Consider the following 24,285-nt stretch of genomic DNA (forward strand, 5'->3'; position numbering starts at 1 on the left):
TCCCATGGCCGACGCCCCGACCGAATCCCCTGCCACCGACACTCCTTCCGGCCGCGACTACCGCGACACCGTCTTCCTCCCCGAGACCCCCTTCCCCATGCGCGGCGGCCTGCCGCAGAAGGAGCCCCTGATCCTCGAACAGTGGGGCGACCTCTACGCCACCCTGCGCGCCGAGCGTCAGAAGCAGAACGCCCCCCTCTTCGTCCTCCACGACGGCCCGCCCTACGCCAACGGCGACATCCACATCGGCCACGCCCTGAACAAGACGCTGAAGGATTTCGTGGTCCGCAGCCGCTTCCTGCTGGGCTATGACGTCGACTACGTCCCCGGCTGGGACTGCCACGGTCTGCCGATCGAGTGGAAGATCGAGGAGCAGTTCCGCGCCAAGGGCCGCCGCAAGGACGAGGTGTCCAAGGACGAGTTCCGCCGCGCCTGCCGCGACTACGCCGGAACCTACATCGACCTGCAGCGCGAGCAGTTCAAACGCCTCGGCGCCGTCGGCGACTGGGCCAACCGCTACGCCACCATGGACTTCACGGCCGAGGCGGCTATCGTCGCCGAGTTCCACAAGTTCAAGAACTCCCACCAGCTCTATCGCGGCTCCAAGCCGGTGATGTGGTCGCCGGTCGAGCGTACCGCCCTGGCCGACGCCGAGATCGAGTATCACGACCACGTCTCGCCGACGATCTGGGTCAAGTTCCCGGTCACGGGCATGTCCGACAGCCACCCGGACGACCTCCTGGCCTTCCGCACGGCCACCCCGTCGATCGTCATCTGGACCACCACCCCCTGGACCATCCCGGCAAACCGGGCGATCTCCTATGGCCCCGAGATCAACTACGGACTCTATGAGGTCACGGCCCTGGTCGAGGGTCTGGCCTTCGAACCCTGGGCCAAGCCGGGCGACCGGCTGATCGTCGCCGACAAGCTGGCCGAGGAGGTCTTCAAGGCCGCCAACATCGCGGCCTGGACCCGCATCTACGACATCGACCCGTCCGGGCTGGAATGCGCCCACCCCCTGGCGGACCTCGACCCCGGCTACGGCTTCTCCGTGCCCCTTCTGGCGGGCGATCACGTCACCGATGACGCCGGCACCGGCTTCGTCCACACCGCCCCCGGCCACGGCGCGGACGACTATGCGGTCTGGCTGGCCCATGGTCATCGCGAGGTGCCCGACACCGTCGATCCGGACGGCGCCTACTACGACCACGTCCCCCTCTTCGGCGGCCTCAAGGTGCTGGAGACCGAAGGCAAGAAGACCGGCAAGTTCGGCCCCGCCAACGGCGCGGTCATGGACCGTCTGATCGAGGCCGGAACCCTGCTGTCATGCGGCCGGCTGGAGCACTCCTATCCTCACTCCTGGCGCTCCAAGGCGCCGGTCATCTTCCGCAACACCCCCCAGTGGTTCATCCGCATGGACGAGCCGCTGAAGTCGGGCGACACCCTGCGCGAAACGGCCCTGAACGCCATCGACGCCACCGCCTTCCACCCGGATCAGGGCCGCAACCGCATCCGCTCCATGGTCGAGAGCCGCCCCGACTGGCTGGTCAGCCGCCAGCGGGCCTGGGGCGCCCCCCTGGCCATGTATGTCGACAAACAGACCGGCCAGCCCCTGCACGACCCCGAGGTCGACGCCCGCATCGTGGCCGCGATCCAACAGGGCGGCGCCGACGTCTGGTTCACCGCCGATGACGCGGCCTTCCTCGGCGTCCACGACCCGGCCCGCTACGAGAAGGTCGAGGACATCCTCGACGTCTGGTTCGACTCCGGCTCGACACACGCCTTCACCCTGGACCCTCGCCTGCCGGAAAACGGCTACACGGGCGACCGCCCCGCCCACTGGCCCGCCGACCTCTATCTGGAGGGCTCCGACCAGCACCGCGGCTGGTTCCAGTCCTCCCTGCTCGAGGGCTGCGGCACGCGCGGCCGCGCCCCCTACAAGGCGGTCCTGACCCACGGCTTCACCCTGGACGAAAACGGGGAGAAGATGTCCAAGTCGCGGGGCAACACCACCGACCCCCTGACCATCATCAAGGAGAGCGGCGCCGACATCCTGCGCCTCTGGGTCTCTCTGGTGGATTCGTCCGAGGACCAGCGGAGCGGCAAACAGATCCTCCAGACCACGGTCGACGCCTATCGCAAGCTCCGGAACACCGTCCGCTACCTGCTGGGCGCCCTGAACGGCTTTACCGAGGCCGAGCGGATCACCGACTACGACCAGTTCCCGCCGCTGGAGAAGTTCATCCTCCACCGCCTCTGGGAACTCGACGCCCAGGTGCGCCAGGCCTACGCCGAATATCGGTTCCAGGACGTGGTGCGCCCGGTGCTGGAGTTCTGCTCCGGCGACCTCTCGGCCCTCTATTTCGACATCCGCAAGGACAGCCTCTACTGCGACCGCCCCGACAGCGTGAAACGCCGCGCCGTCCGCACCGTCATGGACGAGGTCTTCAACCGCCTCACCGCCTGGCTCTCGCCCCTGACGCCCTTCACGATGGAAGAAGCCTGGACCACCCGCTTCCCCGATGCGGGGACCAACTGCGCGCGGGTTATCCCGGAGACCCCGTCGGAATGGGAGAATACGGCCGAGGCGGATCGCTGGTCACGCATCGACGCGGTTCTGTCGACCGTCAACGACGCGCTTGAAACGGCCCGCCGCGACAAGCGGATCGGCGGCGCCCTGGACGCCTGGCCCGTGGTCACCGCCCCGGCCGAGCTCCTCGCTCCGTTCGACGGTCTCGACGCCGCCGAGGTCTTCCGCACCTCGGGCGCCGAACTCGTCACGGGCGGCGACGCCGTGTCGGTCGAGGTTCGGGTCGCCGAGTTCCCCAAATGCGCCCGCTCCTGGCGCCGCGTCCCCGACGTCGGCTCCGACCCCGCCTACCCCGACCTCTCCGCCCGCGACGCCGACACGGTCCGCTGGCTGGACGCGCAAAAGAGCTGATCCGACTTCCTTCTCCCCTCGTGGGAGAAGGTGGCCCGGAGGGCCGGATGAGGGGGTGGTTCAGCCATCCCTCATCCCAACCGCCGGGTCCGCATCGGGCGCCCCCTCATCCGTCTCGCTTCGCGAGCCACCTTCTCCCACGAGGGGAGAAGGGATTCCGTGCGGGTTCACCGCTCACACCCGTTGATCCGCCACGCCTTTCCCCGATCTCGCCGCCGCGAACCATCACCCCTCGCAAACCGTCGCATACTACCCCCGCTTCACCGCACGGGAGGGCCGTCGGCCGGCGACCTGCGGGCGGTGGAGGCGATGCAGCGGGGGCAGGCGTTCATACGTCTGTGCTCGAAACCCGACGACGGTCGCGGCAAGGGTTCGTCCCTCCCGCACAGGCCGCCGCCGGGTCCGGGAGGGCCGAGGGGGTTACTCAGGCCGTTCCGGGGATCAACCACGCCGGTTGACCCGCCCGCCGGGGGCTTAAGCGGCTAGGCGCGAACAGCGCCGCCTACCGCTGCTCCCGTCCAGGCATCGTGCGGAGCGTCAGACCCTGCCGAAGACGGTCACTACAACCCCACAGACCGGGCGAGGCCCGGCGCTCCGCCCCTCCCACGAACTTCAGGTCCGCGCCGTGAAGCCGAACACGCTTGTCCGCTTCGTCCTCCCCGTTCGCCCTTGCGAATGGGGAGGTGGCGCGGCGCTCCTTCAGGGCCGTGACGGAGGGGGCGACCGGGTCTCAACCTCCAGACCACCCCAAGGACCGCCCCATGCCCAAACGCAAAACGGGCCGGGGATCGCTCCCCGGCCCGTCCTGTTTCTCGCGAAGAGCGAAGAACCAGACTTACTTGATCTGGATCTTGGCGCCGGCTTCTTCCAGCTTCTTCTTCACTTCTTCGGCGACTTGCTTCGAGACGTTCTCGACCACGTTGGCCGGAGCGCCTTCGACCAGGTCCTTGGCTTCCTTCAGACCCAGGTCCGAACGGACGCCGCGGACTTCCTTGATCACGTTGATCTTCTTGTCGCCGCCGTCGACCAGGACAACGGTGAACTCGGTTTGCTCTTCGGCGGCTTCAGCCGGAGCAGCGCCACCGCCGGCCGGCATGGCCATGGCGACGGGAGCAGCAGCGGAGACGCCCCACTTTTCTTCGAGCAGCTTGGACAGTTCAGCGGCTTCGAGAACGGTCAGAGCGGACAGGTCTTCGACGATTTTGGACAGATCGGCCATTTGTCAGTTTTCCTTCGGAGGATGGGTTTCAGTAGAGAGATGCGGAGATGGAAAGGACGAGGCTTACGCCGCTTCCTTGGTCGCATAGGCGTTGAACACGCGGGCCAGCTGACCGGCGGGCGCTTGCAGCACGCCGGCGATCTTGGTCGCGGGCGCGTTGAGCAGGCCGATGAGTTGGGCGCGGACTTCGTCGAGGGTCGGCAGCTTGGAGAGAGCCTCCACGCCCTTCTGATCGACGACGGTTTCGCCCATGAAGCCGCCGACGATCACGAACTTGTCGTTGCTCTTGGCGAATTCAGTGGCGACCTTGGCGGCCGTGCCGGGGTTTTCGGCATACGCGATACCAACGGGGCCCTTGAACAGGGTGTGGTATTTCGAGCCTTCCTCGGCCTCGAGCGCCTTCAGCGCCAGGCGGTTCTTGACCACCTTGAATGCGCCGCCGGCGGTACGCAGCCGGCCACGCAGGTCTTCCATTTCCGCAACGGTCAGACCCAGGTTGTGGGTCACGACCACGCTGCCGGCGTCAGCGAACACGCCCTTGAGCGTCTCGATCGACTCGGCCTTTTGTGCGCGATCCATTGCGGTCTCCAGTCTAGGGTTCGCCGCCGGGCTTATTCCCGACGCCGATATGGCCGTTGCGCCTTGCATCGCTGCAGGACGTTCCGGCCGGTCGTATTGTCCGAAGGAAGAAACCGACGCCGTCGTCCCGACAGGCGGGCAGATCGGGTCCGGTTCGCATCCCCATCTCCCCACGGCGCCAGAGGGCTCTCTGACAGTTACGGCAAGGGTGACCCCCTCGCCCCGAAGTTCTCGGACAGGCCCGCCATGACCGGGGTCACGACGGAGAAGGCGCGCTCTTACCTGCCATGCCCGGGAAAATCAACCGCGTCGGCGTCAATCCCTCGGGCCGGCGCGGAAATGCGGCGCCGCCGCCACCGCCCGCGCAATTCGAGGCGATCCGCAAGCGGAGCATTGACCGCCTCGCGCGTCGGCGCACATTACCGAAAATCCACGTTTGACGCCGAGCCCGCCTTGTCCGACCACCCGCTGTCCAGTCTTCAGGGCGAACAGGCCGACCTCCTCCGCCAGGCCAGCCAGGCCCTCGCCCGTCAGGACGCGCGCGGCGCCCTGGCCCTGATCGACCGGGCCGACGCCATGGGCCCGACCCACAACGGCGCCCTGAACCGGTCTCTGGCCCTGCGTCTGCTGGGCGACTTCGCCGGCTCTCTCGCCCAGGTCGATCGCGCCCTTTCGATGCAGCCCTACGACTTCATCGCCCTTCTGGCCAAGGGCGCCCTGCTGGAGAAGCTGGGCAAGCCCAAGGCCGCCGTCGCCTCCTACAGGAACGCCCTCAAGATCGCCCCGACCCGCGACCGCTGTCCCCCGGCCCTGCTGGCCCAGATCGATTACGCCTCGGACCTCGTTCAGCAACACGCCGAGGCCCTGCGCGACCATATGAAGGCCGAGGTCGAGGCCGTCGCCGCCGACCTGGACCCCTACACCCGCGAGCGGTTCGACGAGGGGCTGGAGATCTACGCCGGGCTCAAACCTGCCCCGAAGCAGGAGCCGATCCTGCTCAACTACCCGCGCCTGCCGGCCATCCCCTTCTACGACCGCGCCCTCTTCCCCTGGCTGGAGACGCTGGAGGCCGGCACGGACATGATCCGCGCCGAGCTCGAGGCCCTGATCGCCTTCGAGTTCGACCGGTTCGCCCCCTACATCAACTATCCGCCCGAGGCGCCGGTGAACCAGTGGGGCGCGCTGAACCACTCGCACGACTGGTCCGCCCTCTTCCTCTGGAAGGACGGCCAGAAGCAGGAGGAGGTCTGCGCCCGCTGCCCCGGAACCACGGCCCTGCTCGAAAGCCTGCCGATGGCGGACCAGCCCGGCTTCGCCCCGACCGTCACCTTCTCGGCGCTTCAGCCCCACACCCACATCCCGCCGCACACCGGCTCGGCCAACATCCGACTGCTCTGCCACCTGCCGCTGATCCTGCCCGGCCCCGCCCGCTTCCGCGTCGGCAACACCACCCGCGAATGGAAGATGGGTCAGGCCTGGGTGTTCGACGACACCATCGAGCACGAAGCCTGGAACGACGCCGACGCCCTCCGGGTCATCCTCATCCTCGACGTCTGGAACCCCTTCCTGGCCGAGGGCGAGAAAGCCATGATCACCGCCATGATGCAGGCCCAGCGCCGCTTCATGGCGGAATAGAGCGAAATCGGTTGAGTTGGACGCAGTCCAACTCGGCTCAGATTTCGCTCCAGCATCTTCCTGGCTCCAGCCTCAGCCGATGAAAGGATCGGGCGACCAGGCGGCGGCGAAGTCGCGGATCAGCCGGGCCAGGTCGGGCTCATGCACAGAGGCCGCCGCCGCCTCGGGCGACATCCAGCGCCGCTCCCGCTCCGCCTGCTCGGGCCAGGCGCCGAGCTGGATCAGCACCTTCAAGGGATAGACCGCCACCAGATAGGCGCGCTCCTCGCCCCCCCTCAGCCGTTTCATGTACCGGAAGACGCCGATGGCCGCCGTCTTGATCGAGCCCTGGACCCCCGCCTCCTCCATCGCCTCGATGGCGGCGGCCTCGGGATCGGTCTTGCCGACCATCCGCCCGCCCTTGGGAATGACCCAGCGCCGGGTCTCGCGCGAGGTGATCATCAGGATCTGCAAGCCGCCCTCGCTCTCGCGCCAGGCCAGGGCCGCGACCTGCCGGGTCTCCGACCGCGCCGATCGCCGGGCCGACGGGCTCATCGAAACGCCCTGCCCATGCCGAGGGGCGCGAACTGCAGACGCGGCGCCTTCCCCTTGAGCATCGAACCTTCCCGAAAGGCGACCAGAACCGCCCCCTCAAGACGGGATCGCCGCGCCTGCGTCAACCCGTCCGTGCACGTACAGTCCCTTGACCGCGGCCTTTCAGTCGCCCGGGGCGGCGCGCATCTGGGCCTTCATCTCGCGCAGTTCCTCGGCGCTGCACTTCAACTGGTCGCAGACCACGACCGCCATGTCCGACAGGATGGCCGGCATGGCGGCCTGAATGGCCTCGGACATGCGCGGCCCGGCCTCATAGCTCTTGGCGATCAGGGACCGCCCCAGATCGCTTTCGTAGAAGGCCACCAGCCCCCGCAGCTCCTCGACGGTAAAGATGTCGGCATAGACCGGCGCGATCGCGTCGAACAGCTGAGGCATCATGCGGCGCATGACCTCGTTCATCGCGGCGCGATAGTCGGCGACTTCCTGGCCGGACAGGCCTTCCAGTTCGTCGTCCATGAAGCTGTTGACCATCTGGCCCATCATCTCGCCCATCTGCTCGCCCTGGATCAGGGTGATGAACCGATTGGCCAACTGCATCTTCAGCGCCGCATCCTTGCTGGACGCCGCAGGCGGGGCGGCCGGGGCGGTCGTCTGCGCCGCAGCGGGACAGGCGAACGACAGCAGCGCCGCCATGAGGACGAGACAGAAACGACGCATGCGAGCACCCCGGGAAACGATGATCCCAGGATCGCCGGTTCACGCCCGCCGCGCAACCGACAACGAAAACGGCCCCGGAGATCGCTCTCCGGGGCCGTCTTCAACTCAAACTCAATCCGATCAGGCCAGCGAGGCCGGATCGACCTTGAAGCCCGGGCCCATCGTCGACGACAGGCTGATGCGCTTGATGTAGGTGCCCTTGGCGCCGGCCGGTTTGGCGCGGTTCAGGGCGTCCACATAGGCCTTTACGTTGGCTTCGAGGGCTTCCTGGGTGAAGGAGACCTTGCCGATGCCGCCGTGGGCGATACCGGCCTTCTCGACGCGGAACTCCACGGCGCCGCCCTTGTCGTCCTTGACGGCCTGGGCGACGTTCGGGGTCACGGTGCCGACCTTGGGGTTGGGCATCAGGCCGCGCGGACCCAGCACCTTACCCAGACGACCCACGAGGGCCATCATGTCGGGGCTGGCGATGACGCGGTCGAAGTCCATCAGGCCGCCGTTGATCTGCTCGTACAGATCCTCGGCGCCGACGTATTCCGCGCCGGCGGCGCGGGCTTCATCCGCCTTGGCGTCCTTGGCGAAGACGGCGACGCGGACGTCGCGGCCGGTGCCCGACGGCAGGTTGACCACGCCGCGGACCTGCTGGTCGGCATGACGCGGGTCGACGCCCAGGTTGACGGCGATCTCGATCGACTCGTCGAACTTGGCCTTGGCGTTGTCCTTGACCAGCTTGATGGCGTCCGAGAACGCGATCAGCTCCTGGGTGACGCCGGTGCGGGCTTTTTGAGCCTTGGTTTGCTTGGCCATGTGCTTAGCCCTCCACCACTTCGAGGCCCATGGCGCGAGCCGAGCCTTCGATGATCTTGGCCGCCGCGTCGAGGTCGTTGGCGTTCAGATCTTTCATCTTCTTCTCGGCGATCTCGCGCAGTTGGGCCTGCGTGATCTTGCCGGCGACTTCACGTCCGACCAGCTTGGAGCCGGACTTCAGGCCCGTGGCCTGCTTCAGGTACCAGGTCGCCGGCGGCGTCTTGGTGATGAAGGTGAAGCTCTTGTCCTGATAGACGGTGATGACGGTCGGAAGCGGGGTGCCCTTGGCTTCCTTCTCGGTGCGCGCGTTGAACTCCTTGCAGAAGCCCATGATGTTGACGCCGCGCTGACCCAGTGCCGGGCCGATCGGGGGCGAAGGCGTTGCGGCGCCCGCGGGCACCTGCAGCTTGATATAGCCGAGGATCTTCTTGGCCATTGGTCTCTCCTGTGAATGACCTCGAACCTAATCGAGGCCGGTGAGCCGTGGTCTGGCATGGCTGCCTCCCACGGATTTATGCGAGCGAGCCCGCACCGCCCTGTTCAGAGCGAGGCGCGCGTGTAGCAGAGGGCCCGCCCAAACGCAAACGGCGGCCGGAAGGCCGCCGTCGCAAGTCGTTCGGGGTGTCGAAGCCTCAGGCCGCGACCTTCTCCACCTGGCTGTATTCCAGATCGACCGGGGTCGGGCGGCCGAAGATGGACACGGCCACACGCAGGCGGGCGTTGTCCTCGTCGACGCTCTCGACCTGGCCGTCGAAGCTGGCGAACGGGCCGTCGATGACCTTGACGGTTTCGCCGATGTCGAAGCGGATCGTGGGCTTGGGACGCTCGACGCCCTCTTCCACGGCGCCGATGATGTTCTGGACCTCACGTTCGGAGACCGGCAGGGGCTTGGTGCCGCCCGCGGCGCCGAGGAAGCCCGTGACCTTGGGCGTGTCCTTGACCAGGTGATAGGCGTCGTCGGTCAGCTCCATCTTCACCAGCACATAGCCGGGGAAGAATTTGCGTTCCGAGTTCACCTTGCGGCCGCGACGGATCTCGACGACGTCCTCGGTCGGAACCAGGATTTCGGAGAAGTTGTCTTCAAGCCCACGCTGCTTGGCCTGGTCGCGCAGATGCTGGGCGACCTTCTTCTCGAAGTTGGAATAGGCGTGGACGATGTACCACTTGTGCCGGGGATTGGCCGCCGGCTTGGTGTCGGGCGCTGCATCGGTCATGTGCGCGTCTCCTTTTCTTGAGGTCAGCCGAGGGCCAGAAGCCAGGTGGAGATCTTGGCAAGAACGAAATCCACGATCCAGAAGAACACGGTCGCCAAGGCCACCATGATGAAGACCATCACCGAGGTGATCCAGGTCTCCTTGCGGCTGGGCCAGACGATCTTGCGGGCTTCGGCCTGAACCTGCTGGAAGAACTGCGGGATCGAAGTCTTCTTCTTGGGCGCGGGCGTATCGACCGTGACGGTCTGGCCGGCCGGAGCCGCCATGGCCTTGGCGGACGCCTGGGCCTTCGCAGCGATCGAGGGCCGTTTGCCCGGAGTCTTGGCCTTGGCCATCAGTTGCTCTTCAAACGATTTGTCCTGTCGCCGCAGATAGGAAGTCCTATCCGTCGGCGACAGGGGAAAATGGCAGGAGTTGGGGGACTCGAACCCACGACCCCCGGTTTTGGAGACCGGTGCTCTACCAGCTGAGCTAAACTCCTAGGTTCCGGACAAAACGACAACGCGCCGGAGGGCGCGCCCCCAGGCGCGTCGGCTTCGCCAGAGCGGGGGCTTTAGCAAGAGGTCGGGACCGAAGCAAGGCCGAGAACGGCGCCGGCGCAGGGCGAAATCGCCTTGCCGTATCGGTGGAACGTCATCTTAACCGCCGCCGCTCATCCTGCCCCCTGATCAGCGAGCGTGGGGTTAGCGTCGTTCAGTGGAGTTGCACCTTGCCTGATATCAGATCCACACCCGGTTTTCTGTCCCGCTTCCTGCGAAGCCGTCGCGGCAATGTCGCGATGATGTTCGCGCTCGCCGCCCCGGTCGTGGCCTTGATCGTCGGCTTCGGCATCGACCTGACGCGGCACCAGGCGGCTCGCGTGGCGGCCCAAAGCTCCGTCGACGCGGCCATTCTCGCCGCCGCCGCCTCGGGCATCCGCGATCTCGACGGCATGAAGACAGTGGTCGAATCCTATCTGCGCGCGAATGCCGAGCCCGGCGTCCAGCAGGTCAATCCCGGCTACACCGTCACGGTCACCCAGGAGAACGCCACACAGATGAAGGTGACGTTGAGCGGCGACGTGAACGCCTTCTTCGGCGGCCTGATCGGCATGGCCAAGATGCCGGTCAACGTCAGCGCCGTGGCCGAGCGTGGCGCGGCCGACGCCGTGGAACTGGTCATGGTGCTGGACAATACCTGGTCCATGTCGGCCTCGGCCGGGGGCGCCACCCGAATCGAGGCGCTTAAATCCTCGGCCCGCATCCTGACCAACGCCCTGATGACCGAGGACGTCGACAATGTGCGGATCGGCGTCGTGCCCTATGCCGAATACGTCAATGTCGGCACCGCCAATCGCTCGGCCGCCTGGCTGAACGTTCCGGCGGACTATTCGACGACCTCCACCCCCGCGCCGAAGGTCTGCACCCAGGTTCCGGTGACGACCACGACCTGCACCGGCGGCGTGCAGGGCGTTTGCACCCGCTATCGGGACGGCGTGCCGGAGACCTATTCCTGTTGGACCACTGCACAAACCTGCACAACAACACCTGTGGTTCCAGCCCGGACCAAGGAAAGCTGCACCGGCGGCGGCAACCCCGTAACCACCAACTACCGCTGGTACGGCTGCGTCTATTCCCGCAACTCCGGCTCCCTGCGCCTGAACGACACCCGCCCGGAGGTGAGGTACACCGGCTTCCTGGGCACCAGCCAGACCTGCCTCAACCCTATCCTGACCCTGACGGACCAGAAGTCGACGGTGATCAGCGCCATCAACGGCCTGATCATCAATGTCGGCAGCTACAAGCCCGAAACCCATATTCCGTCCGGCCTGATCTGGGGCGTCAACGTCCTGTCACCGACGGAGCCCTTCACCCAGGGCCGGGCCTACAGCGAAGGCAATCGCACCCCGCGCAAGATCCTGGTGCTGATGACCGACGGCGAAAACACCCTGCGCTACAACGCCGCCGACGGCCGCCACCTGGCCCTGTCGACCAACGCCACGACGGCGGCGAGCCAGAAGTCCGCAACCAACAAGGACGTCGCCGACATCTGCGTCTACGCCAAGAACCAGGGCATCGAGATCTACACCGTCGGACTGTCGGTTCCCTCGGAGACAGCCCGGTCCATGCTGCGGACCTGCGCCTCCGGCGACGATCACGCCTTCGACGCCACCGACAGCGCGTCTCTGGAGGCGTCCTTCGCCGGCATCGCCGCCTCGATCAACGCGGTGCGGCTGGTGAAGTAGCCGTCAGGCGGGAGCAGGTCCCCTGCTCCCGCCCCTCGACCAAATCAGTTGTCGTACTGGGCCGCGATGGCGTCGCGCTCGTCTTCGGGCTTCACGAGCTGTTTGAAAATCAGCTTGTCGATACGGCGGTCGTCCATGTCGACCACCTCGACCTCGAACCGGCCGAGCTGCAGGACCTCGCCCTCGTCCGGCACCCGTGACAGGTGGTGCAGCACCAGACCGGCGACGGTGTGGAAGCCCTCGGTCTCGCCGAAATCCTCGCCCAGTTCGTCGGACAGCTCTTCCAGATCGGTCTGGCCGTCCACCAGCCACGACCCGTCCTCGCGCTGGCGGATATAGGCCTCGGCCTCGTCGTGGCCCTCGTCGAAGTCGCCGGCGATCATTTCCAGAAGGTCCGTGGCCGTGACCACCCCTTCAAAGGCGCCGAATTCGTCCACCAGGAAGGCCATATGGACCTTGGACGCTTTCAGGATTTCCAGCGCCTTCAGAACCGAGGTCGACTGCGGGATGAAGGCGGGGGTCTGGATCAGGGCCTCGATGTCGAACTTGCCGGTCTCCAGCAGGCTGTCCAGCAGGTCCTTCTTGTGCACGACGCCCAGCGGATTATCGACGTCGTTCTCACGCGCCACGACGATGCGCGAATAGGGGCAGGTGCGGATTTCCTCGCGGATGACCTTGTCCGGGTCATCCAGAGCGATCCAGAACACCTCATGGCGCGGCGTCATGGCCACGCGGATCGGTCGATCGCCCAGACGCAGGATCTCCTCGATCATCGTCTGCTCTTCAGGCTCGATCAGACCGGCCGAAGTGCCCTCGGCGATCATGGTCTCGACCTCTTCCTGCGTCACGTCGGAGCCGTCACGATCCTTGATCCCCAGAACCTTCAGAATGCCCGAGGTCGAGGCCGTCAGCAGCAGGACGAAGGGCTTCAGCACGATGGCCAGGGTCGAGATCGGACCCGCCATCTTGGCCGCGACCGATTCCGGGAAGATCAGGGCGATCCGCTTGGGCACCAGTTCGCCGACGATCAGCGACACATAGGTGATGAGCACGACGACCAGGGCCGTGGCGAAGAATTCGCTATAAGGCGCGAAGGCCGGGAAGGCCGCTTCGAGGATCCGGTCCAGCTCGCCCGCGATGGTCGCCTGACCATAGGCGCCCGCCAGAATGCCGATCAGGGTGATGCCGACCTGGACCGCGGAGAGGAAGTGGGTCGGCTCCTCCGCCAGCTTCAGGGCTGCGCGCGCCCCGCGATCCCCTTTTTCCGCCCGGCTTTGAAGCTTCGACTTGCGAGAGGACACAACCGCGAGTTCGGTCATGGCGAACAGGCCGTTGAGCACCACGAGGAGCAGGACAACGACGACAGCGATGAGAAGCATCTAGGGGGGTTAGGGGAGCAACGCGGCGCAACAGTCGGCGTCCGCCCCCAAGCCCTTAGCGGAACGCGCTCGATTCCGCCACGGATTCCTTGATTCCGCCCGCGACGGCGGGTTTCAGCCGCCCGAGCGCCCGGCCTCGACCGAACTATAGGCCCCGGACCGACCCGGTTCCGCCGTCGCACAGGCGGACATGCCGATCAGGGTGCCGATAAACAGGCCGATGTGCAGGGCGCGTCGCATTTGGTTACCAAATCCTTAACAGATCCGGCTTCCTTGGACACCGTCGTTAACCAGGCGGCAATCCCCCTCCCCGTCGGGGCGATGACCGCGATGTGGATATTCAACCCGGCGGGGAACCCGGCTCCGGCTCGGCGCCCTTCTCGACGATGATCGCCTCGGCCCGGCGGCCGAAGAAGCCGAAGTTCGCGCCGATGGAGCGGTGAAGCGCGCGCATCCTGCGCCCCAACGCCCGCGCCACCCGCCACACCACCCAGATCGACAAGAGGATCGCCAGCGGGACAAGCAGCGGGGCCAAAAGCGCGAGCCCCGTCAGAACCACGGCCCAGCCGTCCTCCGCGACGCTGGCGACCGGATTGCCGACCCCGGCGGTCGAGACGGTCACGGCCGGACGCGTCACCGCCTTGGCGCCGTGACCCAAGAGGGCGACGGGCGCCGCGATCAGGGCCAGAAGCGGCGCGATGGCCGGGTCGGCCCCGCTGAACGAGGCCATGACCAGAACGGCGGCCAGCGCAGGTCGCACGGCGGTCATGACCACATCGACCGCGCTGTCCACGGCCGGGATCTTGTCCAGCACCAGCTCGAAGACCACCGCCACGGAAAGGGCGATCAGGGCGGTGTTGGATTCCAGCCAGGCGAAGCCCTCGCCGAAGTTCACCCCCAGCAGATGAAACCGCGACAACACCGCCACGATAAGCAGGGGCAGAAAGGCCCGCAGCCCCGTCGCTGCCGCCAGTCCCAGCCCAAGGCACAGGGCCATAACAATCCCCAGGGGCCCGCTCTGGCCGATCTGGCTCCAGACATTATCCATCAGCCGGCGGACTGACGCCCGGCGATCAGCTGGACCTGCACAGTCTCCCCCGTCACCGCCTTGGCCGTCCAGCGCGTGCCGACGCCGCCACGCACGATCGGGGTGCAAAACCGACCCGGCATGGGCACCGGCCGCCGCTGGCTGAGGCAGACGCGGCCGTCGTCCACGCGCCAGACGCCGCTGTTCATCCCGCCGCGTCGCCCCTGCCCCTCGTATCGGCCGCCGCGCTGCAGCCAGAGCCGGGCGGTGCGTCCGTCGGGATAGGTCGAGACGAGGGTGTTGCCGAAGGCGGGCGCCAGGTCGGCTTCCCCGGGCGGCGTGGCCTGCACAGCGAGCCAGAGACTGAAAACCGTCATTGCGATCATGGACTTCCCTTCCCTGCGAACAGGAGACGCCGCGGAAGGAATGTCGTCAATCGAAGACTTGGACGGCGCCGACGGCCGTTCAGTCCGCGCGGAACTGCAGCTCCGCGAGGCGGGCGTAAAGGCCGCCCCGGGCGATCAGGCTGGAGTGGTCGCCCTCCTCCACCACCTTGCCGTCCTCCATGACCACGATCCGGTCCGCGCGCAGGACGGTGGCCAGCCGGTGGGCGATGACCAGGGTCGTCCGGCTCTCCATCGCCTGATCGAGAGCGACCTGGACCAGCCGCTCATTCTCGGCGTCCAGCGCGCTGGTGGCCTCATCGAGCAGCAGGATCGGCGCCTCGCGCACCAAGGCCCGGGCGATGGCCACTCGTTGACGCTGACCGCCGGACAGGCCCTTCCCGCGCTCGCCCAGCGGGGTGTCGAACCCTTGGGGCAGCGCCTCGATGAAGCTCAGGGCCTGGGCCTCCTCCGCAGCGGCGCGCACCTCTGCGTCTGTGGCGTCCTCACGGCCGAAGCGGATATTCTCGGCGGCCGACCCGGAGAACAGGGGCGCCTCCTGGGACACCCAGGCGAAGCGGCTGCGCACCTCTGCGGGTTCGGCGGACCGCACATCGACCCCGTCTACCGACACAAGGCCGGCCTGCGGGTCATAGAAGCGCAGCAAGAGCCGGAAGACGGTCGACTTGCCCGCCCCCGACGGGCCCACCAGGGCCACGGTCTCGCCCGGACGCACGGTCAGGGAGAATCCCTTCAGCGCCGGCAGGTCCGGGCGGCCCGGATAGGCGAACTCCACCGCCGACATGGACACCTCGCCGCGCGGCGGGCTGGGCAGGACCGAGGGCGTCTCGGGCGCGGCGATGCCCGGCTCGACCTTCATCAGCTCGTCGATCCGCTCCATGGCGCCGGCGGCCTTCTGGACGTCGCCCCAGCTTTCGCCGAGCGCGCCCACGGCCCCGGCCACGAAGACCGACAGCAGGACGAACTGCAGCAGCGCCCCCGGGCTCATCGTGCCGGCCAGCACGTCCTGGGCGCCCAGCCAGAGCACCAGGGTCACGCCGCCGAACATCACCACGATGATGAAGGCCGTCATCAGGGCCCGGGCCTTCATCCGCGTCAGGCTGGCCGAAAAGGCGGCCTCGACCGCGTCGCGGAACCGCGCGACCCCGCCCTCGACCCGGCCGAAGGCCTGGACCGTCTCGATGGCGTCCACGCTTTCTCCGGCAAAGCCCACGGCGCCCGCGAATCGATCCTGCGACGCGACCGTCAGCTTTCGCACCCGCCGCCCGAACAGGAAGATCGGCCCGATCAGCAGCGGCGCGATCAGGACCACCAGCCCGGTCAGCTTGGGACTGACGAAGAACAGCATCCCGACCCCGCCCAGCAGGGTCAGGAAGTTTCGCAGCGCATAGGAGACCGAGGTGGTCAGCAGGGTCTCGACCAGGGCGATGTCGGTCGTCAGGCGCGACAGCACCTCTCCCGTCCTCATCCGGGCGAAATAGGCGGTGTCGAGGGCCAGGATGCGTCCAAACAGCTCGGCCCTCATGTCCGCGATCATCCGCTCGCCGGTCTTGGTGACGTAGAAATAGCGAACGGCGGTGGCCAGACCCAGCACCAGGGCGTTGGCGCCCAGAACCAGGAACCACAGATCGATGTGACGCCCGCCGTTCTCGAACCCGTGGTCGATGGCCCCGCGCGCCGTGGCGGTCAGTCCCAGCGAGGCGGCGGTCGATCCCAGAAGCCACAGCAGGGCGAAGATCGCCGTCAGCCTGTGCCGGGCCAGATAGGGAAACAGACGTCCCAGAGGCCGCACGTCGCGGCGTTTCGCCCGACGCTGGCCCGCCTCTCCCATCTGTTCGATCAGGAGGGCGCCGGCGCCCGGGCGCCCTTCGGCGACGGGCATGTCCTGGGCGGGCGGCAGATGCGTCATGGCGCGCCTCTTGCCCCGGAACGCCCCCCGGTGTAAACGCCGCCGCTCATTCCCGCCCCCAGCTGGCGGGTTTTCTCATTTCCACGTCGCCCAAGCAGCGAGGTTCCGCGAACCGAGCGTTGGCGACACTCAACAAAACGCGCACAGACGGTCGGCATCGTCACCGCGCAGAGACCGGACGACGACCATGAAAGCGGACACGCACCCCGACTACCACTTCATCACCGTCACCCTGACGGACGGCTCGACGTATCAGACGCGTTCGACCTACGGCAAGGAAGGCGATGTGCTGAACCTGGACATCGACCCGTCGACCCATCCGGCCTGGACCGGCGGCAACCAGCAGCTGCTGGACCGCGGCGGCCGCGTCTCGCGCTTCAACAACAAGTTCGGCGGCTTCATCAAGAAGTAGGCCCCGCGGCCGGCGTCGACTGCGGCGCCACAGCCTGCGACATAGTGATCACGGAAGGCGCCGGTCCCATGACCGGCGCTTTTTGTTTGTCCCGAACGTCGATAACATGGGCCCTGCCCGGCGGCGCGATGTGTGGCGCGGTCTTCGCGGGGCCTGGAAGGCTAGAGCTACCACGATGAATCGACGGCAACTGGGTTTCGGCATCGCCACGACGGCACTGGCGGCGGCCGGACAGGCGCAGGCCCAATATCGGCGTCCGACGCCGCCCGCCCCCGCGCCGCAGCAGCGGCCGGCGGATATGCGAGCGATCTTCTCCGACCAGCTGTCGCGCCTGCCGGCCGCGCAGCAGAACGACGTGCGCGCCTTCTACGAGATGAACGCCTGGCGGCCGGTCTGGAACCCGCAACGGATCCGGGACCTGACCGCCGTCGCCCGCAAGGCCGAGAACCACGGCCTGGCGCCCAACGACTTCTTTGACTTCGTCGGCCTGGCCGCCGATCCGGCCAGCGCCGAGGTCCGCACCACGGCCGCGGCCCTGGAGTACGCCCGCACCCTGGCCGAAGGCCGCGTCCGGCCCGAGACGGTCGAGGAGTTGTGGGAGATGGAAAAAAACCGGGTCGATCTGCCCGGCGGCCTCACCAACGCCCTGTTCAACAACCAGATCGTGGCCTGGTTCGACGGTCTGGCGCCGAACGACATCGGCTACACCAACCTGTCGGCTGGCTATCTGCGCTACACCCGCCTGATCCGCGACGGCGGCTGGCCGACCTTCCGCCAGGGCGGCTCGATCGAGCCCGGCACCAGCGACGCCCGCATCACCTCCCTCATCAAGCGTCTGGTCGCCGAGGGCGATCTCAGCGCGTCCGCCGGGGCGCGACTGACGGCGCAGGGCGTCGCCTATGGCGATGAACTCCAGACGGCGGTGCGCGGCTTCCAGTCGCGTCATGGGCTTCTGGCCGACGGCCGCATCGGCGCCGCGACCCAGCGCTCGCTCGGCGCCTCCGCCGAGGACCGCGCCCGCCAGATCGCCCTGAACCTGGAACGCCGCCGCTGGCTGAAGCGCACGCTCAGCCCCGAGCGGATCGAGGTCAACACCGCCGCCGCCATCATGGTCTACTGGAAGGACGGCAAGCCGGTTCACTCCAACCGGGTGGTCGTGGGCTCGCCCGAGAACCAGACGCCTAGCCTGGAAAAGCCGTTCGCCTCGGTCGTGGCCAATCCGCCCTGGTATGTGCCGGCCGGCATCGCTCGGCGCGAGATCCTGCCGCGCGGCCCCGCCTATCTGGCCGCGCAGAACATGTATATTTCCAACGGGCAGGTCATCCAGCGCGCCGGTCCGACGGCCGCCCTGGGCTATGTGAAGTTCGAACTGCGCGACAGCTACGCCATCTTCCTGCACGACACCCCCAGCAAGGGCGCCTTCAACCTGGCCACACGTCAGCGCTCGCACGGCTGCGTCCGGGTCCAGAACGCGGTCGAGTTCGCGCGTCTGCTCCTGTCGCCGAACCCGGACCTTCTGGGCGAGTTCGACGAGGCCCAGACCACCCGCGAGACCAAGCGGATCCAGACCGGCCGCGAGATCAGCGTCCGCCTGCTCTACTGGACGGCCTTCGTGGACGGCCAGCAGCGCGTCGCCTTCCGCGAGGATGTCTACAAGCGGGATCAGAAGCTGGCCGAGGCCCTGGGCATCGCCGTCAAGCTGCCCGACGTGGTCGCCGACGGCCCGTCCGACGCCAACGACGTCGGACCGTAAGGCCGATCAGGAACGGAAGGCCGCTTCCAGCAGGCCCATCTGGCTGAGCACGGGGTTGATCTCGGTCTCGGCCGGGGCGTCCAGATACATGCGGCGATCCAGGTAATAGACCCGGTCGTGCAGCTTCTCGGCGCGCACCATGAACTCGATCAGGCCGATCGGCAGTTCTGAATTGGAGGCCTCGGCCGCCGGGAGACGTTCGGCCAAGCGATAGCGAGGATCGCAGGCGGCCTCGGGCGTCATGTCGCCCTCGCGCACGGCGCGTTGGACCAGCAGCCAGGACGCCACCTGCATCAGACGGGTCGTCAGCTTCATGCTCTCGCCCGCATAGGCCAGGGCGGTGGCGCGCGACAGCAGCTTGGATTCGCGGCGACCGTCTCCGTCCAGCCAGGCGGCGGCCTCCTCCACCAGATCCATGCCTTCCTGGAAGGTGCGCTCGAACAGTTCGGAGCGCGCGAAGTCCCGCACCTCCCCCGCACGGGACCGACCGACAGACTGTTGTTCGCCGCTTGTCATGGACTCGATCATACTCAAGGACGCCGCCTCAGTCCGCGTCTCGCCCCACATGGCGCGACGTCTCCGTTCGGTTCGTCTGCAACGCCCATGCCATGACGCCTCACGCGCGAAAAGAGCAGAGGCGTCTCCCTCACCGGCTGAACCCTGCCCGTTTCACGCGAACCACGCCGCCAGAGCGCGTCCTCATCGGAAGTTGAACAGGGCGTCGGCCGCGTTTTTCTTGTCCTGTTTTCCCGAAATGGCGCGTTTCGACCGTTCGATCTCGGCGTTCAGCGTCTCGATCCGCTCGTTCAGTTCGTCGACGGAATAGAGGTCGAGGTCTTCCCGCGTCAGGGCGGTCAAATTGGCCCCGCGCGTGGGACGGGGCTCCAGATCTTCAAACGTCACGACAGCCTCCTTCTGGCCAGGACAGGGTCCGACCGCTATCTCAACGCCTCCATACGGACGATTGCAAGGCGAGCGAGATGCGGGTCATCGAGATCACAGGCGGCGTCGGCCCCGCAGAGGCCCTGGTTCCCGCCGAACGCGCGGACCCTCAGCCGGCGCCGGGACAGGTGCGCATCCGCGCGCGCGCCGCCGGTGTGAACCGGCCCGATCTGCTGCAGCGTCAGGGCGCCTATGCCCCGCCGCCCGGCGCCTCCGACATCATGGGGCTGGAGGTGGCGGGCGAGATCGATCTGATCGGCGAGGGCGTGACGGACTGGAAGACCGGAGACCGCGTCTGCGCTCTGCTGGGCGGCGGCGGCTATGCCGAATACGCCGTGGTGGACGCCCGGCACGTCCTGCCGATCCCCGACGGGCTGGATGTCGTCCAGGCCGCCGCCCTGCCCGAGACGGTCTTCACCGTCTTCGCCAATGTGTTCGAGGCGGGCGGGCTGCAGGCCGGCGAGACCCTGCTGGTCCATGGCGCGACCAGCGGCATCGGCGTGACCGCCATCCAGATGGCCAGGGCCGCCGGCGCGCGAGTCATCGCCACCTCGCGCGGGGCCGACAAGGCCGCCGCCGCCCTGGCCCTGGGCGCCGACATCAGCCTGGACGCCACGACCGATGACCTCAAAGCCGCCATCGCCGAGGCGGGCGGCGCGGACGTGGTGCTGGACATGGTCGGCGCCGACTATGCCGAGTTGAACCTCGGCGCCCTCAAGCCCGGCGGTCGATGGGTGGTGATCGCCACCCTGACCGGGGCCCTGGCCAAGGTCGATCTGCTGAAGCTGATGCTGAAGCGGATCGTCCTGACGGGCTCAACCCTGCGCGCGCGGCCGGCGGACGAGAAGGCTCGACTGACGGCCGCCGTTCGAGAGACGGTCTGGCCCTGGGTGGCGTCAGGGCAGGTTCGCCCCCGAATCGAGGCGACCTTCCCGCTCGAAAACGCAGCAGCCGCCCACCAGAGGCTGGAGGGCGGCCGCCACGTCGGCAAGATCGTGCTGACGGCCTGAGAGGCCTGCTGGCCGAGGCCTACCAGCCGCCCCGCACAGGACGCATGGACGAGATCCGGTCGTTAAAGCCGCTGTCGCCGAGGTTGCGGACATCGCCCCGGAAGATCTGGCAGTTGCCCCGGAAATTGCTGTCGGTGCAGACCTCCCAGGCGCCGCGCATCTCCATCGAGCTGATCTTGTCGTTCAGGTTGGTGGAGGAGAGGTTGTAGACCTCGCCCTGGAAGGTGGCGCGTTCACCCCGGAAGTTGGAGTCGCTGTAGACGGTGATCGAACCCCGGCCGTTGTTGCCGCCGCCCCAGCCACCGCCGCCGGAGCCCCAACCGCCGCCGTTGCTGCCGCTGCCGCCGTTGCCGCCCCAGCCACCGCCGTTGCTGCCACTGCCGCCATTGCCCTCCCACTGGCCGCGTTGGCTGCCGCAAATCAGAAGACCGTTGTCGTTGGCGATATCGGCGCCGCCACAACGGCTGATCTCCAGCGAACTGGCGCGACGGTTGCGGCCGATGTCGCGGCAGCTGGCGTATAGGCGGCTGCCCCGCACGGAGATGTCGTTGCAGCTCGACTGATAGCTGCCTTGCGGGGCGCGGCCGCCGCCGCTGCCCCAACCGCCGTTCTGGGCCGCCGCCGGCGCCGACGGCGCCACGACCGCTGCGACCGCCGCGGCAATGAGAATACGATTGAACATCCTGGCCTCCCCAAGAAGATGATGACGCGCCCGGCGTCGATGAATCCTTATCTCGCCTCGAACCTGAACCTTGGCTGTATGACGCCGTCATGAAGCCGACGGACAGCGTTTCCTTTTGCACCAAATGGGACTATAGCGCCACTATCGCGCCCGGCCGAAAGGTCGGGCGCCGCTGTATCCAGAGCCCGGTTTCGGGCCAAATAATCCGGGACGAACGCCCATGACCGACATCCTCATGCCCAAGGCCACCGCGGTCTGGATGGTGGACAACACCTCGCTGACCTTCGAGCAGATCGCCGATTTCTGCGGCCTGCATCCGCTGGAAGTGCGCGGCATCGCCGACGGCGACGTGGCCCGCGACATCCGCGGCGTCGATCCGATCACCGGCGGCCAGCTGACCCGCGAGGAGTTGGACAAGGCCCAGGACAATCCCGACTACCGCATGAAGGCCATCGTCAGCCGCCACGCCGAGTTGCTGAAGTCGGCCAAGCCCCAGCCGAAATACACCCCGGTTTCGCGTCGTCAGGACCGCCCGGACGCCATCGCCTGGTTCGTGCGCAACCACCCCGAGGTCACCGACGCCCAGATCGCCAAGCTGCTGGGCACCACCAAGTCGACCATCGAGAGCGTGCGCAACCGCACCCACTGGAACAGCCCCAACATCAAGCCGGTCGATCCGGTGACCCTGGGCCTCGTCGGGCAGCTGGCCCTGGACGATCTGGTCAAGAAGGCCGCCGACAAGAAGCACAAGGACGACCTCAAGAAGGGTGGCGGCACCATCCAGCCGGTCGAGCCCGAAGTGGTCGAGGAGGAGTTCGTTCCCGAGGCCCGCGAGCGTCACGTGGCCGAGCCCACGGCGGAATCGGTCTTCGGTACGAAGAACTGATCGATCCCGGCCGCTAGAAACGACGACGGCCCCGGGATCGCTCCCGGGGCCGCTTCAATTCTACTGACCTTGGGGGCCCCGGCTACCCTGCCCGGGCCTCCAGACTGGTGATCTCCTCCTTCAGTCGGAGCTTTCTCTGCTTGAGCTCCCTGACCTGCAGCGTGTCCACGGACGGGTGGTGAAGCTCCCGCTGGATCACTTCATCCAGCTGCCGGTGCCGATTTCCCAGTTCGCGAATACGAGCTTCGATGGTCATGGCTTGCGCCTCCATGTCTAAGGGACGAGGGTAGTGAGCGCCCGGATTGACGGTCTGTGGAATCACGATTCGGTGACGTAAACCGGCGTTCACCAAACCGCCCGTCTCGCCGGACACATCGCAGGCTGACCCCCGAATAGGACCCTATTGTGAACGGAGCCGCAGGAACCCCCGCCGGACCCCCTGACCGCATTGTCGTGGGCGTATCGGGCGCCTCAGGCGTCATCCATGGGGTGCGGGTGCTGGACGCCCTGCGCGAACTGGGGGTCGAGAGCCATCTGGTGGTCACCCGCGCCGCCCTGCTGACTCTGTCTCAGGAAACCGATCTGACCCCCGACGACCTGACGGGGCGCGCCGATGTGACGCACCGTCTGACCGACGTCGGCGCCTCCATCGCCTCGGGCTCGTTCAAGACGATGGGCATGATCGTCGCCCCCTGTTCGGTGCGGACGATGGGCGAGATCGCCACGGGCGTGACCTCGACCCTGCTGACCCGCGCCGCCGACGTCATGCTCAAGGAGCGGCGGCGGCTGGTGCTGATGGTGCGCGAGACCCCCCTGCACCTCGGCCATCTGCGCACGATGACGACCCTGACCGAGATGGGCGCCGTCATCGCCCCGCCCCTGCCCGCCTTCTACGCCAGACCGAAATCCATCGAGGAGATGGTGGACCAGTCCGTGGGTCGGGCGCTGGACCTGTTCGGCCTGGACTGGTCGCCGGTGAAGCGCTGGGACGGGCTGAAGGGCCCGGCGACGACACGGAATGATCCATCGGAATGAGCGATCAGGGTTTCTGGGACTGGGCGGTCGCCGCCTACGGCGCGCCAGGCGTGGGCGAGGCCTGTCTGCACCTGCAGGATGCGCTCGGTCACAATGTTCCGCTGCTGCTCTGGGCGGCCTGGACCGCTCGCACGGGCCGACGCCCGGACGAAGACGACATCGAAGCCGCTTGCGACCTCGCGCGGGGTTGGTCGAGCACGACGGTGGAGCCGCTGCGCGGCGTCCGCCGCACTCTCAAAATCGCCACCGTCGATATCGCCGACGCCGACCGCCTGGCCTTGCGCGAACAAGTCAAGGCGATTGAGTTGCAGGCCGAACGGGTGCTGATGAACGGCCTTGCGACCCTGGCCCCCGCCCCGGCGAGATCTCCGCGCCCGGCCATCGACGCTCTGGCTGAGGTCGCACGCGCATGGAGCGGCGTCGTGCCCCGTCCGGCCCTGATACAGCTGGCCGAACGCCTTCCGACCTGACCGCGATTCCGCTATGCTCCGACCGTCCGGGACGCCTTGCCACCATGAATGACGACGATCCTTTCCTGACCGAGGAAGAGCTGGCCCTCCATGCCGAGGTCAAGCTGCTGCGCCAGGAACACGCCGACCTCGACGCCTCCATCGAGGCCCTGAGCCACATGCCCCTGCCCGACCAGCTCCTGATCGCCCGGCTGAAGCGCAAGAAGCTGCTGCTGCGCGACGAGATCGTCCGTATCGAGGGCCGCATCCTGCCCGACATCATCGCCTGAGGGGCTGCTGATCGGCGGGCTGGCGGTTGGGCTCGAAAATAGCTATATTTATAGCCATAATCGGAGTTTGATCATGGCTGCCTACAGTGTCGCCGAAGCCAAGAACACCCTGCCGCGCCTGCTCGACAAGGCGATCGAGGGTGAAAAGGTCATCATTACGCGCCACGGGAAACCTGTCGCCGAAATCCGCTCCTTGCCGACGACGAATTGGGACGAGCGCAGGGCCAGAATGGTGGA

General features: G+C 67.3%; 28 protein-coding genes and 1 tRNA gene. 11 read left to right on the forward strand and 18 right to left on the reverse strand.

Going from position 1 to position 24,285, the window contains the following annotated elements:
• Positions 1-4 precede the first annotated feature (4 nt).
• Positions 5-2,941 (forward strand): isoleucine--tRNA ligase, encoded by a 2,937-nt coding sequence (gene ileS / locus ACT6QK_RS06155; protein WP_444596938.1) that lies wholly within the window; start codon positions 5-7, stop codon positions 2,939-2,941.
• Positions 2,942-3,776: 835 nt separating this feature from the next.
• Here the strand turns inward: ileS and rplL are convergent.
• Entirely contained in the window at positions 3,777-4,160 is a 384-nt protein-coding gene (rplL, locus tag ACT6QK_RS06160; RefSeq protein WP_444596939.1) for a 50S ribosomal protein L7/L12, read from the reverse strand.
• A 63-nt stretch (positions 4,161-4,223) separates the two neighbouring features.
• Positions 4,224-4,739 carry a 50S ribosomal protein L10 gene (rplJ, locus tag ACT6QK_RS06165; protein WP_444596940.1) on the reverse strand — a complete coding sequence of 172 codons (516 nt, stop codon included), beginning with the start codon at positions 4,737-4,739 and terminating at the stop codon, positions 4,224-4,226.
• Positions 4,740-5,192: 453 nt separating this feature from the next.
• Between rplJ and ACT6QK_RS06170 the strand changes: the two genes are divergently transcribed.
• A complete protein-coding gene (locus ACT6QK_RS06170; RefSeq protein ID WP_444596941.1) occupies positions 5,193-6,374 on the forward strand; it encodes an aspartyl/asparaginyl beta-hydroxylase domain-containing protein in 1,182 nt (393 codons plus the stop codon).
• A gap of 72 nt (positions 6,375-6,446) precedes the next feature.
• Here the strand turns inward: ACT6QK_RS06170 and ACT6QK_RS06175 are convergent, their stop codons facing one another.
• From ACT6QK_RS06175 to ACT6QK_RS06205, 7 genes are all read right to left on the reverse strand, one after another.
• Positions 6,447-6,908 carry an NUDIX hydrolase gene (locus ACT6QK_RS06175; RefSeq protein ID WP_444596942.1) on the reverse strand — a complete coding sequence of 154 codons (462 nt, stop codon included), beginning with the start codon at positions 6,906-6,908 and terminating at the stop codon, positions 6,447-6,449.
• A gap of 162 nt (positions 6,909-7,070) precedes the next feature.
• Positions 7,071-7,625, reverse strand: coding sequence for a DUF2059 domain-containing protein (locus ACT6QK_RS06180; RefSeq protein WP_444596943.1), 555 nt, complete (start codon positions 7,623-7,625; stop codon positions 7,071-7,073).
• A gap of 120 nt (positions 7,626-7,745) precedes the next feature.
• Positions 7,746-8,432, reverse strand: coding sequence for a 50S ribosomal protein L1 (gene rplA / locus ACT6QK_RS06185; protein ID WP_444596944.1), 687 nt, complete (start codon positions 8,430-8,432; stop codon positions 7,746-7,748).
• Positions 8,433-8,436: 4 nt separating this feature from the next.
• Complete coding sequence (rplK, locus tag ACT6QK_RS06190; RefSeq protein ID WP_304937300.1) at positions 8,437-8,868, reverse strand: 50S ribosomal protein L11; 432 nt, start codon at positions 8,866-8,868, stop codon at positions 8,437-8,439.
• 196 nt (positions 8,869-9,064) lie between these two features.
• Positions 9,065-9,646 (reverse strand): transcription termination/antitermination protein NusG, encoded by a 582-nt coding sequence (nusG, locus tag ACT6QK_RS06195; RefSeq protein ID WP_444596945.1) that lies wholly within the window; start codon positions 9,644-9,646, stop codon positions 9,065-9,067.
• A 23-nt stretch (positions 9,647-9,669) separates the two neighbouring features.
• On the reverse strand, positions 9,670-9,981 hold the full coding sequence (gene secE, locus ACT6QK_RS06200; RefSeq protein ID WP_444596946.1) for a preprotein translocase subunit SecE: 312 nt from the start codon (positions 9,979-9,981) through the stop codon (positions 9,670-9,672).
• Between the two features lie 70 nt (positions 9,982-10,051).
• Positions 10,052-10,127: transfer RNA gene (locus ACT6QK_RS06205), tRNA-Trp, on the reverse strand.
• A 228-nt stretch (positions 10,128-10,355) separates the two neighbouring features.
• On the opposite strand from ACT6QK_RS06205, the gene ACT6QK_RS06210 reads away from it, so the two are divergent.
• Positions 10,356-11,870, forward strand: a complete 1,515-nt coding sequence (locus tag ACT6QK_RS06210) for a pilus assembly protein TadG-related protein (protein WP_444596947.1) — start codon at positions 10,356-10,358, stop codon at positions 11,868-11,870.
• Between the two features lie 44 nt (positions 11,871-11,914).
• On the opposite strand, the gene ACT6QK_RS06215 is transcribed toward ACT6QK_RS06210, so the two are convergent.
• From ACT6QK_RS06215 to ACT6QK_RS06235, 5 genes are all read right to left on the reverse strand, one after another.
• Complete coding sequence (locus tag ACT6QK_RS06215) at positions 11,915-13,249, reverse strand: hemolysin family protein (RefSeq protein WP_444596948.1); 1,335 nt, start codon at positions 13,247-13,249, stop codon at positions 11,915-11,917.
• Positions 13,250-13,363: 114 nt separating this feature from the next.
• Positions 13,364-13,489, reverse strand: a complete 126-nt coding sequence (locus ACT6QK_RS06220) for a hypothetical protein (protein ID WP_444596949.1) — start codon at positions 13,487-13,489, stop codon at positions 13,364-13,366.
• Positions 13,490-13,589: 100 nt separating this feature from the next.
• Positions 13,590-14,297: a DUF4126 domain-containing protein gene (locus ACT6QK_RS06225; protein WP_444596950.1), complete on the reverse strand. Its 708-nt coding sequence runs from the start codon at positions 14,295-14,297 to the stop codon at positions 13,590-13,592.
• Complete coding sequence (locus ACT6QK_RS06230) at positions 14,297-14,662, reverse strand: hypothetical protein (protein WP_444596951.1); 366 nt, start codon at positions 14,660-14,662, stop codon at positions 14,297-14,299. Before ACT6QK_RS06230 ends, ACT6QK_RS06225 begins: the two co-directional genes overlap by 1 nt.
• A gap of 79 nt (positions 14,663-14,741) precedes the next feature.
• Positions 14,742-16,589 carry an ABC transporter transmembrane domain-containing protein gene (locus ACT6QK_RS06235; RefSeq protein ID WP_444596952.1) on the reverse strand — a complete coding sequence of 616 codons (1,848 nt, stop codon included), beginning with the start codon at positions 16,587-16,589 and terminating at the stop codon, positions 14,742-14,744.
• 187 nt (positions 16,590-16,776) lie between these two features.
• On the opposite strand from ACT6QK_RS06235, the gene rpmE reads away from it, so the two are divergent.
• Both rpmE and ACT6QK_RS06245 read left to right on the forward strand, forming a co-directional pair.
• A complete protein-coding gene (rpmE, locus tag ACT6QK_RS06240) occupies positions 16,777-17,001 on the forward strand; it encodes a 50S ribosomal protein L31 (protein ID WP_444596953.1) in 225 nt (74 codons plus the stop codon).
• A gap of 175 nt (positions 17,002-17,176) precedes the next feature.
• A complete protein-coding gene (locus ACT6QK_RS06245) occupies positions 17,177-18,754 on the forward strand; it encodes a L,D-transpeptidase family protein (RefSeq protein ID WP_444596954.1) in 1,578 nt (525 codons plus the stop codon).
• A gap of 6 nt (positions 18,755-18,760) precedes the next feature.
• Here the strand turns inward: ACT6QK_RS06245 and rcdA are convergent, their stop codons facing one another.
• Entirely contained in the window at positions 18,761-19,270 is a 510-nt protein-coding gene (rcdA, locus tag ACT6QK_RS06250) for a protease adaptor protein RcdA (protein ID WP_444596955.1), read from the reverse strand.
• A 183-nt stretch (positions 19,271-19,453) separates the two neighbouring features.
• Complete coding sequence (locus ACT6QK_RS06255) at positions 19,454-19,657, reverse strand: DUF1192 domain-containing protein (protein ID WP_444596956.1); 204 nt, start codon at positions 19,655-19,657, stop codon at positions 19,454-19,456.
• Between the two features lie 77 nt (positions 19,658-19,734).
• Here ACT6QK_RS06255 and ACT6QK_RS06260 point away from each other — a divergent pair, with 77 nt between their 5' ends.
• A complete protein-coding gene (locus tag ACT6QK_RS06260) occupies positions 19,735-20,706 on the forward strand; it encodes an NAD(P)H-quinone oxidoreductase (RefSeq protein WP_444596957.1) in 972 nt (323 codons plus the stop codon).
• Between the two features lie 19 nt (positions 20,707-20,725).
• Here ACT6QK_RS06260 and ACT6QK_RS06265 read toward each other — a convergent pair whose 3' ends face one another.
• Entirely contained in the window at positions 20,726-21,388 is a 663-nt protein-coding gene (locus ACT6QK_RS06265; protein ID WP_444596958.1) for a beta/gamma crystallin-related protein, read from the reverse strand.
• Between the two features lie 220 nt (positions 21,389-21,608).
• On the opposite strand from ACT6QK_RS06265, the gene ACT6QK_RS06270 reads away from it, so the two are divergent.
• Positions 21,609-22,274 (forward strand): DUF1013 domain-containing protein, encoded by a 666-nt coding sequence (locus ACT6QK_RS06270; protein WP_444596959.1) that lies wholly within the window; start codon positions 21,609-21,611, stop codon positions 22,272-22,274.
• Positions 22,275-22,356: 82 nt separating this feature from the next.
• Here the strand turns inward: ACT6QK_RS06270 and ACT6QK_RS06275 are convergent, their stop codons facing one another.
• Positions 22,357-22,530, reverse strand: a complete 174-nt coding sequence (locus ACT6QK_RS06275) for a YdcH family protein (protein WP_444596960.1) — start codon at positions 22,528-22,530, stop codon at positions 22,357-22,359.
• Between the two features lie 149 nt (positions 22,531-22,679).
• Between ACT6QK_RS06275 and ACT6QK_RS06280 the strand changes: the two genes are divergently transcribed.
• The 4 genes from ACT6QK_RS06280 to ACT6QK_RS06295 form a co-directional block, all read left to right on the forward strand.
• Positions 22,680-23,309: a UbiX family flavin prenyltransferase gene (locus tag ACT6QK_RS06280; RefSeq protein ID WP_444596961.1), complete on the forward strand. Its 630-nt coding sequence runs from the start codon at positions 22,680-22,682 to the stop codon at positions 23,307-23,309.
• On the forward strand, positions 23,306-23,779 hold the full coding sequence (locus tag ACT6QK_RS06285) for a TIGR02444 family protein (protein WP_444596962.1): 474 nt from the start codon (positions 23,306-23,308) through the stop codon (positions 23,777-23,779). The genes ACT6QK_RS06280 and ACT6QK_RS06285 overlap by 4 nt, the downstream gene beginning before the upstream one ends.
• Before the next feature lie 44 nt (positions 23,780-23,823).
• Entirely contained in the window at positions 23,824-24,048 is a 225-nt protein-coding gene (locus tag ACT6QK_RS06290) for a YdcH family protein (protein WP_444596963.1), read from the forward strand.
• A gap of 73 nt (positions 24,049-24,121) precedes the next feature.
• Positions 24,122-24,285, forward strand: a 164-nt coding sequence (locus ACT6QK_RS06295; protein WP_444596964.1) for a type II toxin-antitoxin system Phd/YefM family antitoxin, incomplete at its 3' end; no start/stop codon positions are given.

It is taken from the genome of Brevundimonas sp. (genome assembly GCF_052436175.1).
Lineage (GTDB): Bacteria > Pseudomonadota > Alphaproteobacteria > Caulobacterales > Caulobacteraceae > Brevundimonas.

Bases quoted from the DNA above. Each gene is read 5' to 3' on its own strand.
- ileS (WP_444596938.1), top strand. From the start codon at position 5: ATGGCCGACGCCCCGACCGAATCCCCTGCCACCGACACTCCTTCCGGC.
- rplL (WP_444596939.1), bottom strand. From the start codon at position 4,160: ATGGCCGATCTGTCCAAAATCGTCGAAGACCTGTCCGCTCTGACCGTT.
- rplJ (WP_444596940.1), bottom strand. From the start codon at position 4,739: ATGGATCGCGCACAAAAGGCCGAGTCGATCGAGACGCTCAAGGGCGTG.
- ACT6QK_RS06175 (WP_444596942.1), bottom strand. From the start codon at position 6,908: ATGAGCCCGTCGGCCCGGCGATCGGCGCGGTCGGAGACCCGGCAGGTC.
- ACT6QK_RS06180 (WP_444596943.1), bottom strand. From the start codon at position 7,625: ATGCGTCGTTTCTGTCTCGTCCTCATGGCGGCGCTGCTGTCGTTCGCC.
- rplA (WP_444596944.1), bottom strand. From the start codon at position 8,432: ATGGCCAAGCAAACCAAGGCTCAAAAAGCCCGCACCGGCGTCACCCAG.
- rplK (WP_304937300.1), bottom strand. From the start codon at position 8,868: ATGGCCAAGAAGATCCTCGGCTATATCAAGCTGCAGGTGCCCGCGGGC.
- nusG (WP_444596945.1), bottom strand. From the start codon at position 9,646: ATGACCGATGCAGCGCCCGACACCAAGCCGGCGGCCAATCCCCGGCAC.
- secE (WP_444596946.1), bottom strand. From the start codon at position 9,981: ATGGCCAAGGCCAAGACTCCGGGCAAACGGCCCTCGATCGCTGCGAAG.
- ACT6QK_RS06215 (WP_444596948.1), bottom strand. From the start codon at position 13,249: ATGCTTCTCATCGCTGTCGTCGTTGTCCTGCTCCTCGTGGTGCTCAAC.
- ACT6QK_RS06220 (WP_444596949.1), bottom strand. From the start codon at position 13,489: ATGCGACGCGCCCTGCACATCGGCCTGTTTATCGGCACCCTGATCGGC.
- ACT6QK_RS06225 (WP_444596950.1), bottom strand. From the start codon at position 14,297: ATGGATAATGTCTGGAGCCAGATCGGCCAGAGCGGGCCCCTGGGGATT.
- ACT6QK_RS06230 (WP_444596951.1), bottom strand. From the start codon at position 14,662: ATGATCGCAATGACGGTTTTCAGTCTCTGGCTCGCTGTGCAGGCCACG.
- ACT6QK_RS06235 (WP_444596952.1), bottom strand. From the start codon at position 16,589: ATGACGCATCTGCCGCCCGCCCAGGACATGCCCGTCGCCGAAGGGCGC.
- rpmE (WP_444596953.1), top strand. From the start codon at position 16,777: ATGAAAGCGGACACGCACCCCGACTACCACTTCATCACCGTCACCCTG.
- ACT6QK_RS06245 (WP_444596954.1), top strand. From the start codon at position 17,177: ATGAATCGACGGCAACTGGGTTTCGGCATCGCCACGACGGCACTGGCG.
- rcdA (WP_444596955.1), bottom strand. From the start codon at position 19,270: ATGACAAGCGGCGAACAACAGTCTGTCGGTCGGTCCCGTGCGGGGGAG.
- ACT6QK_RS06260 (WP_444596957.1), top strand. From the start codon at position 19,735: ATGCGGGTCATCGAGATCACAGGCGGCGTCGGCCCCGCAGAGGCCCTG.
- ACT6QK_RS06265 (WP_444596958.1), bottom strand. From the start codon at position 21,388: ATGTTCAATCGTATTCTCATTGCCGCGGCGGTCGCAGCGGTCGTGGCG.
- ACT6QK_RS06270 (WP_444596959.1), top strand. From the start codon at position 21,609: ATGACCGACATCCTCATGCCCAAGGCCACCGCGGTCTGGATGGTGGAC.
- ACT6QK_RS06275 (WP_444596960.1), bottom strand. From the start codon at position 22,530: ATGACCATCGAAGCTCGTATTCGCGAACTGGGAAATCGGCACCGGCAG.
- ACT6QK_RS06285 (WP_444596962.1), top strand. From the start codon at position 23,306: ATGAGCGATCAGGGTTTCTGGGACTGGGCGGTCGCCGCCTACGGCGCG.
- ACT6QK_RS06290 (WP_444596963.1), top strand. From the start codon at position 23,824: ATGAATGACGACGATCCTTTCCTGACCGAGGAAGAGCTGGCCCTCCAT.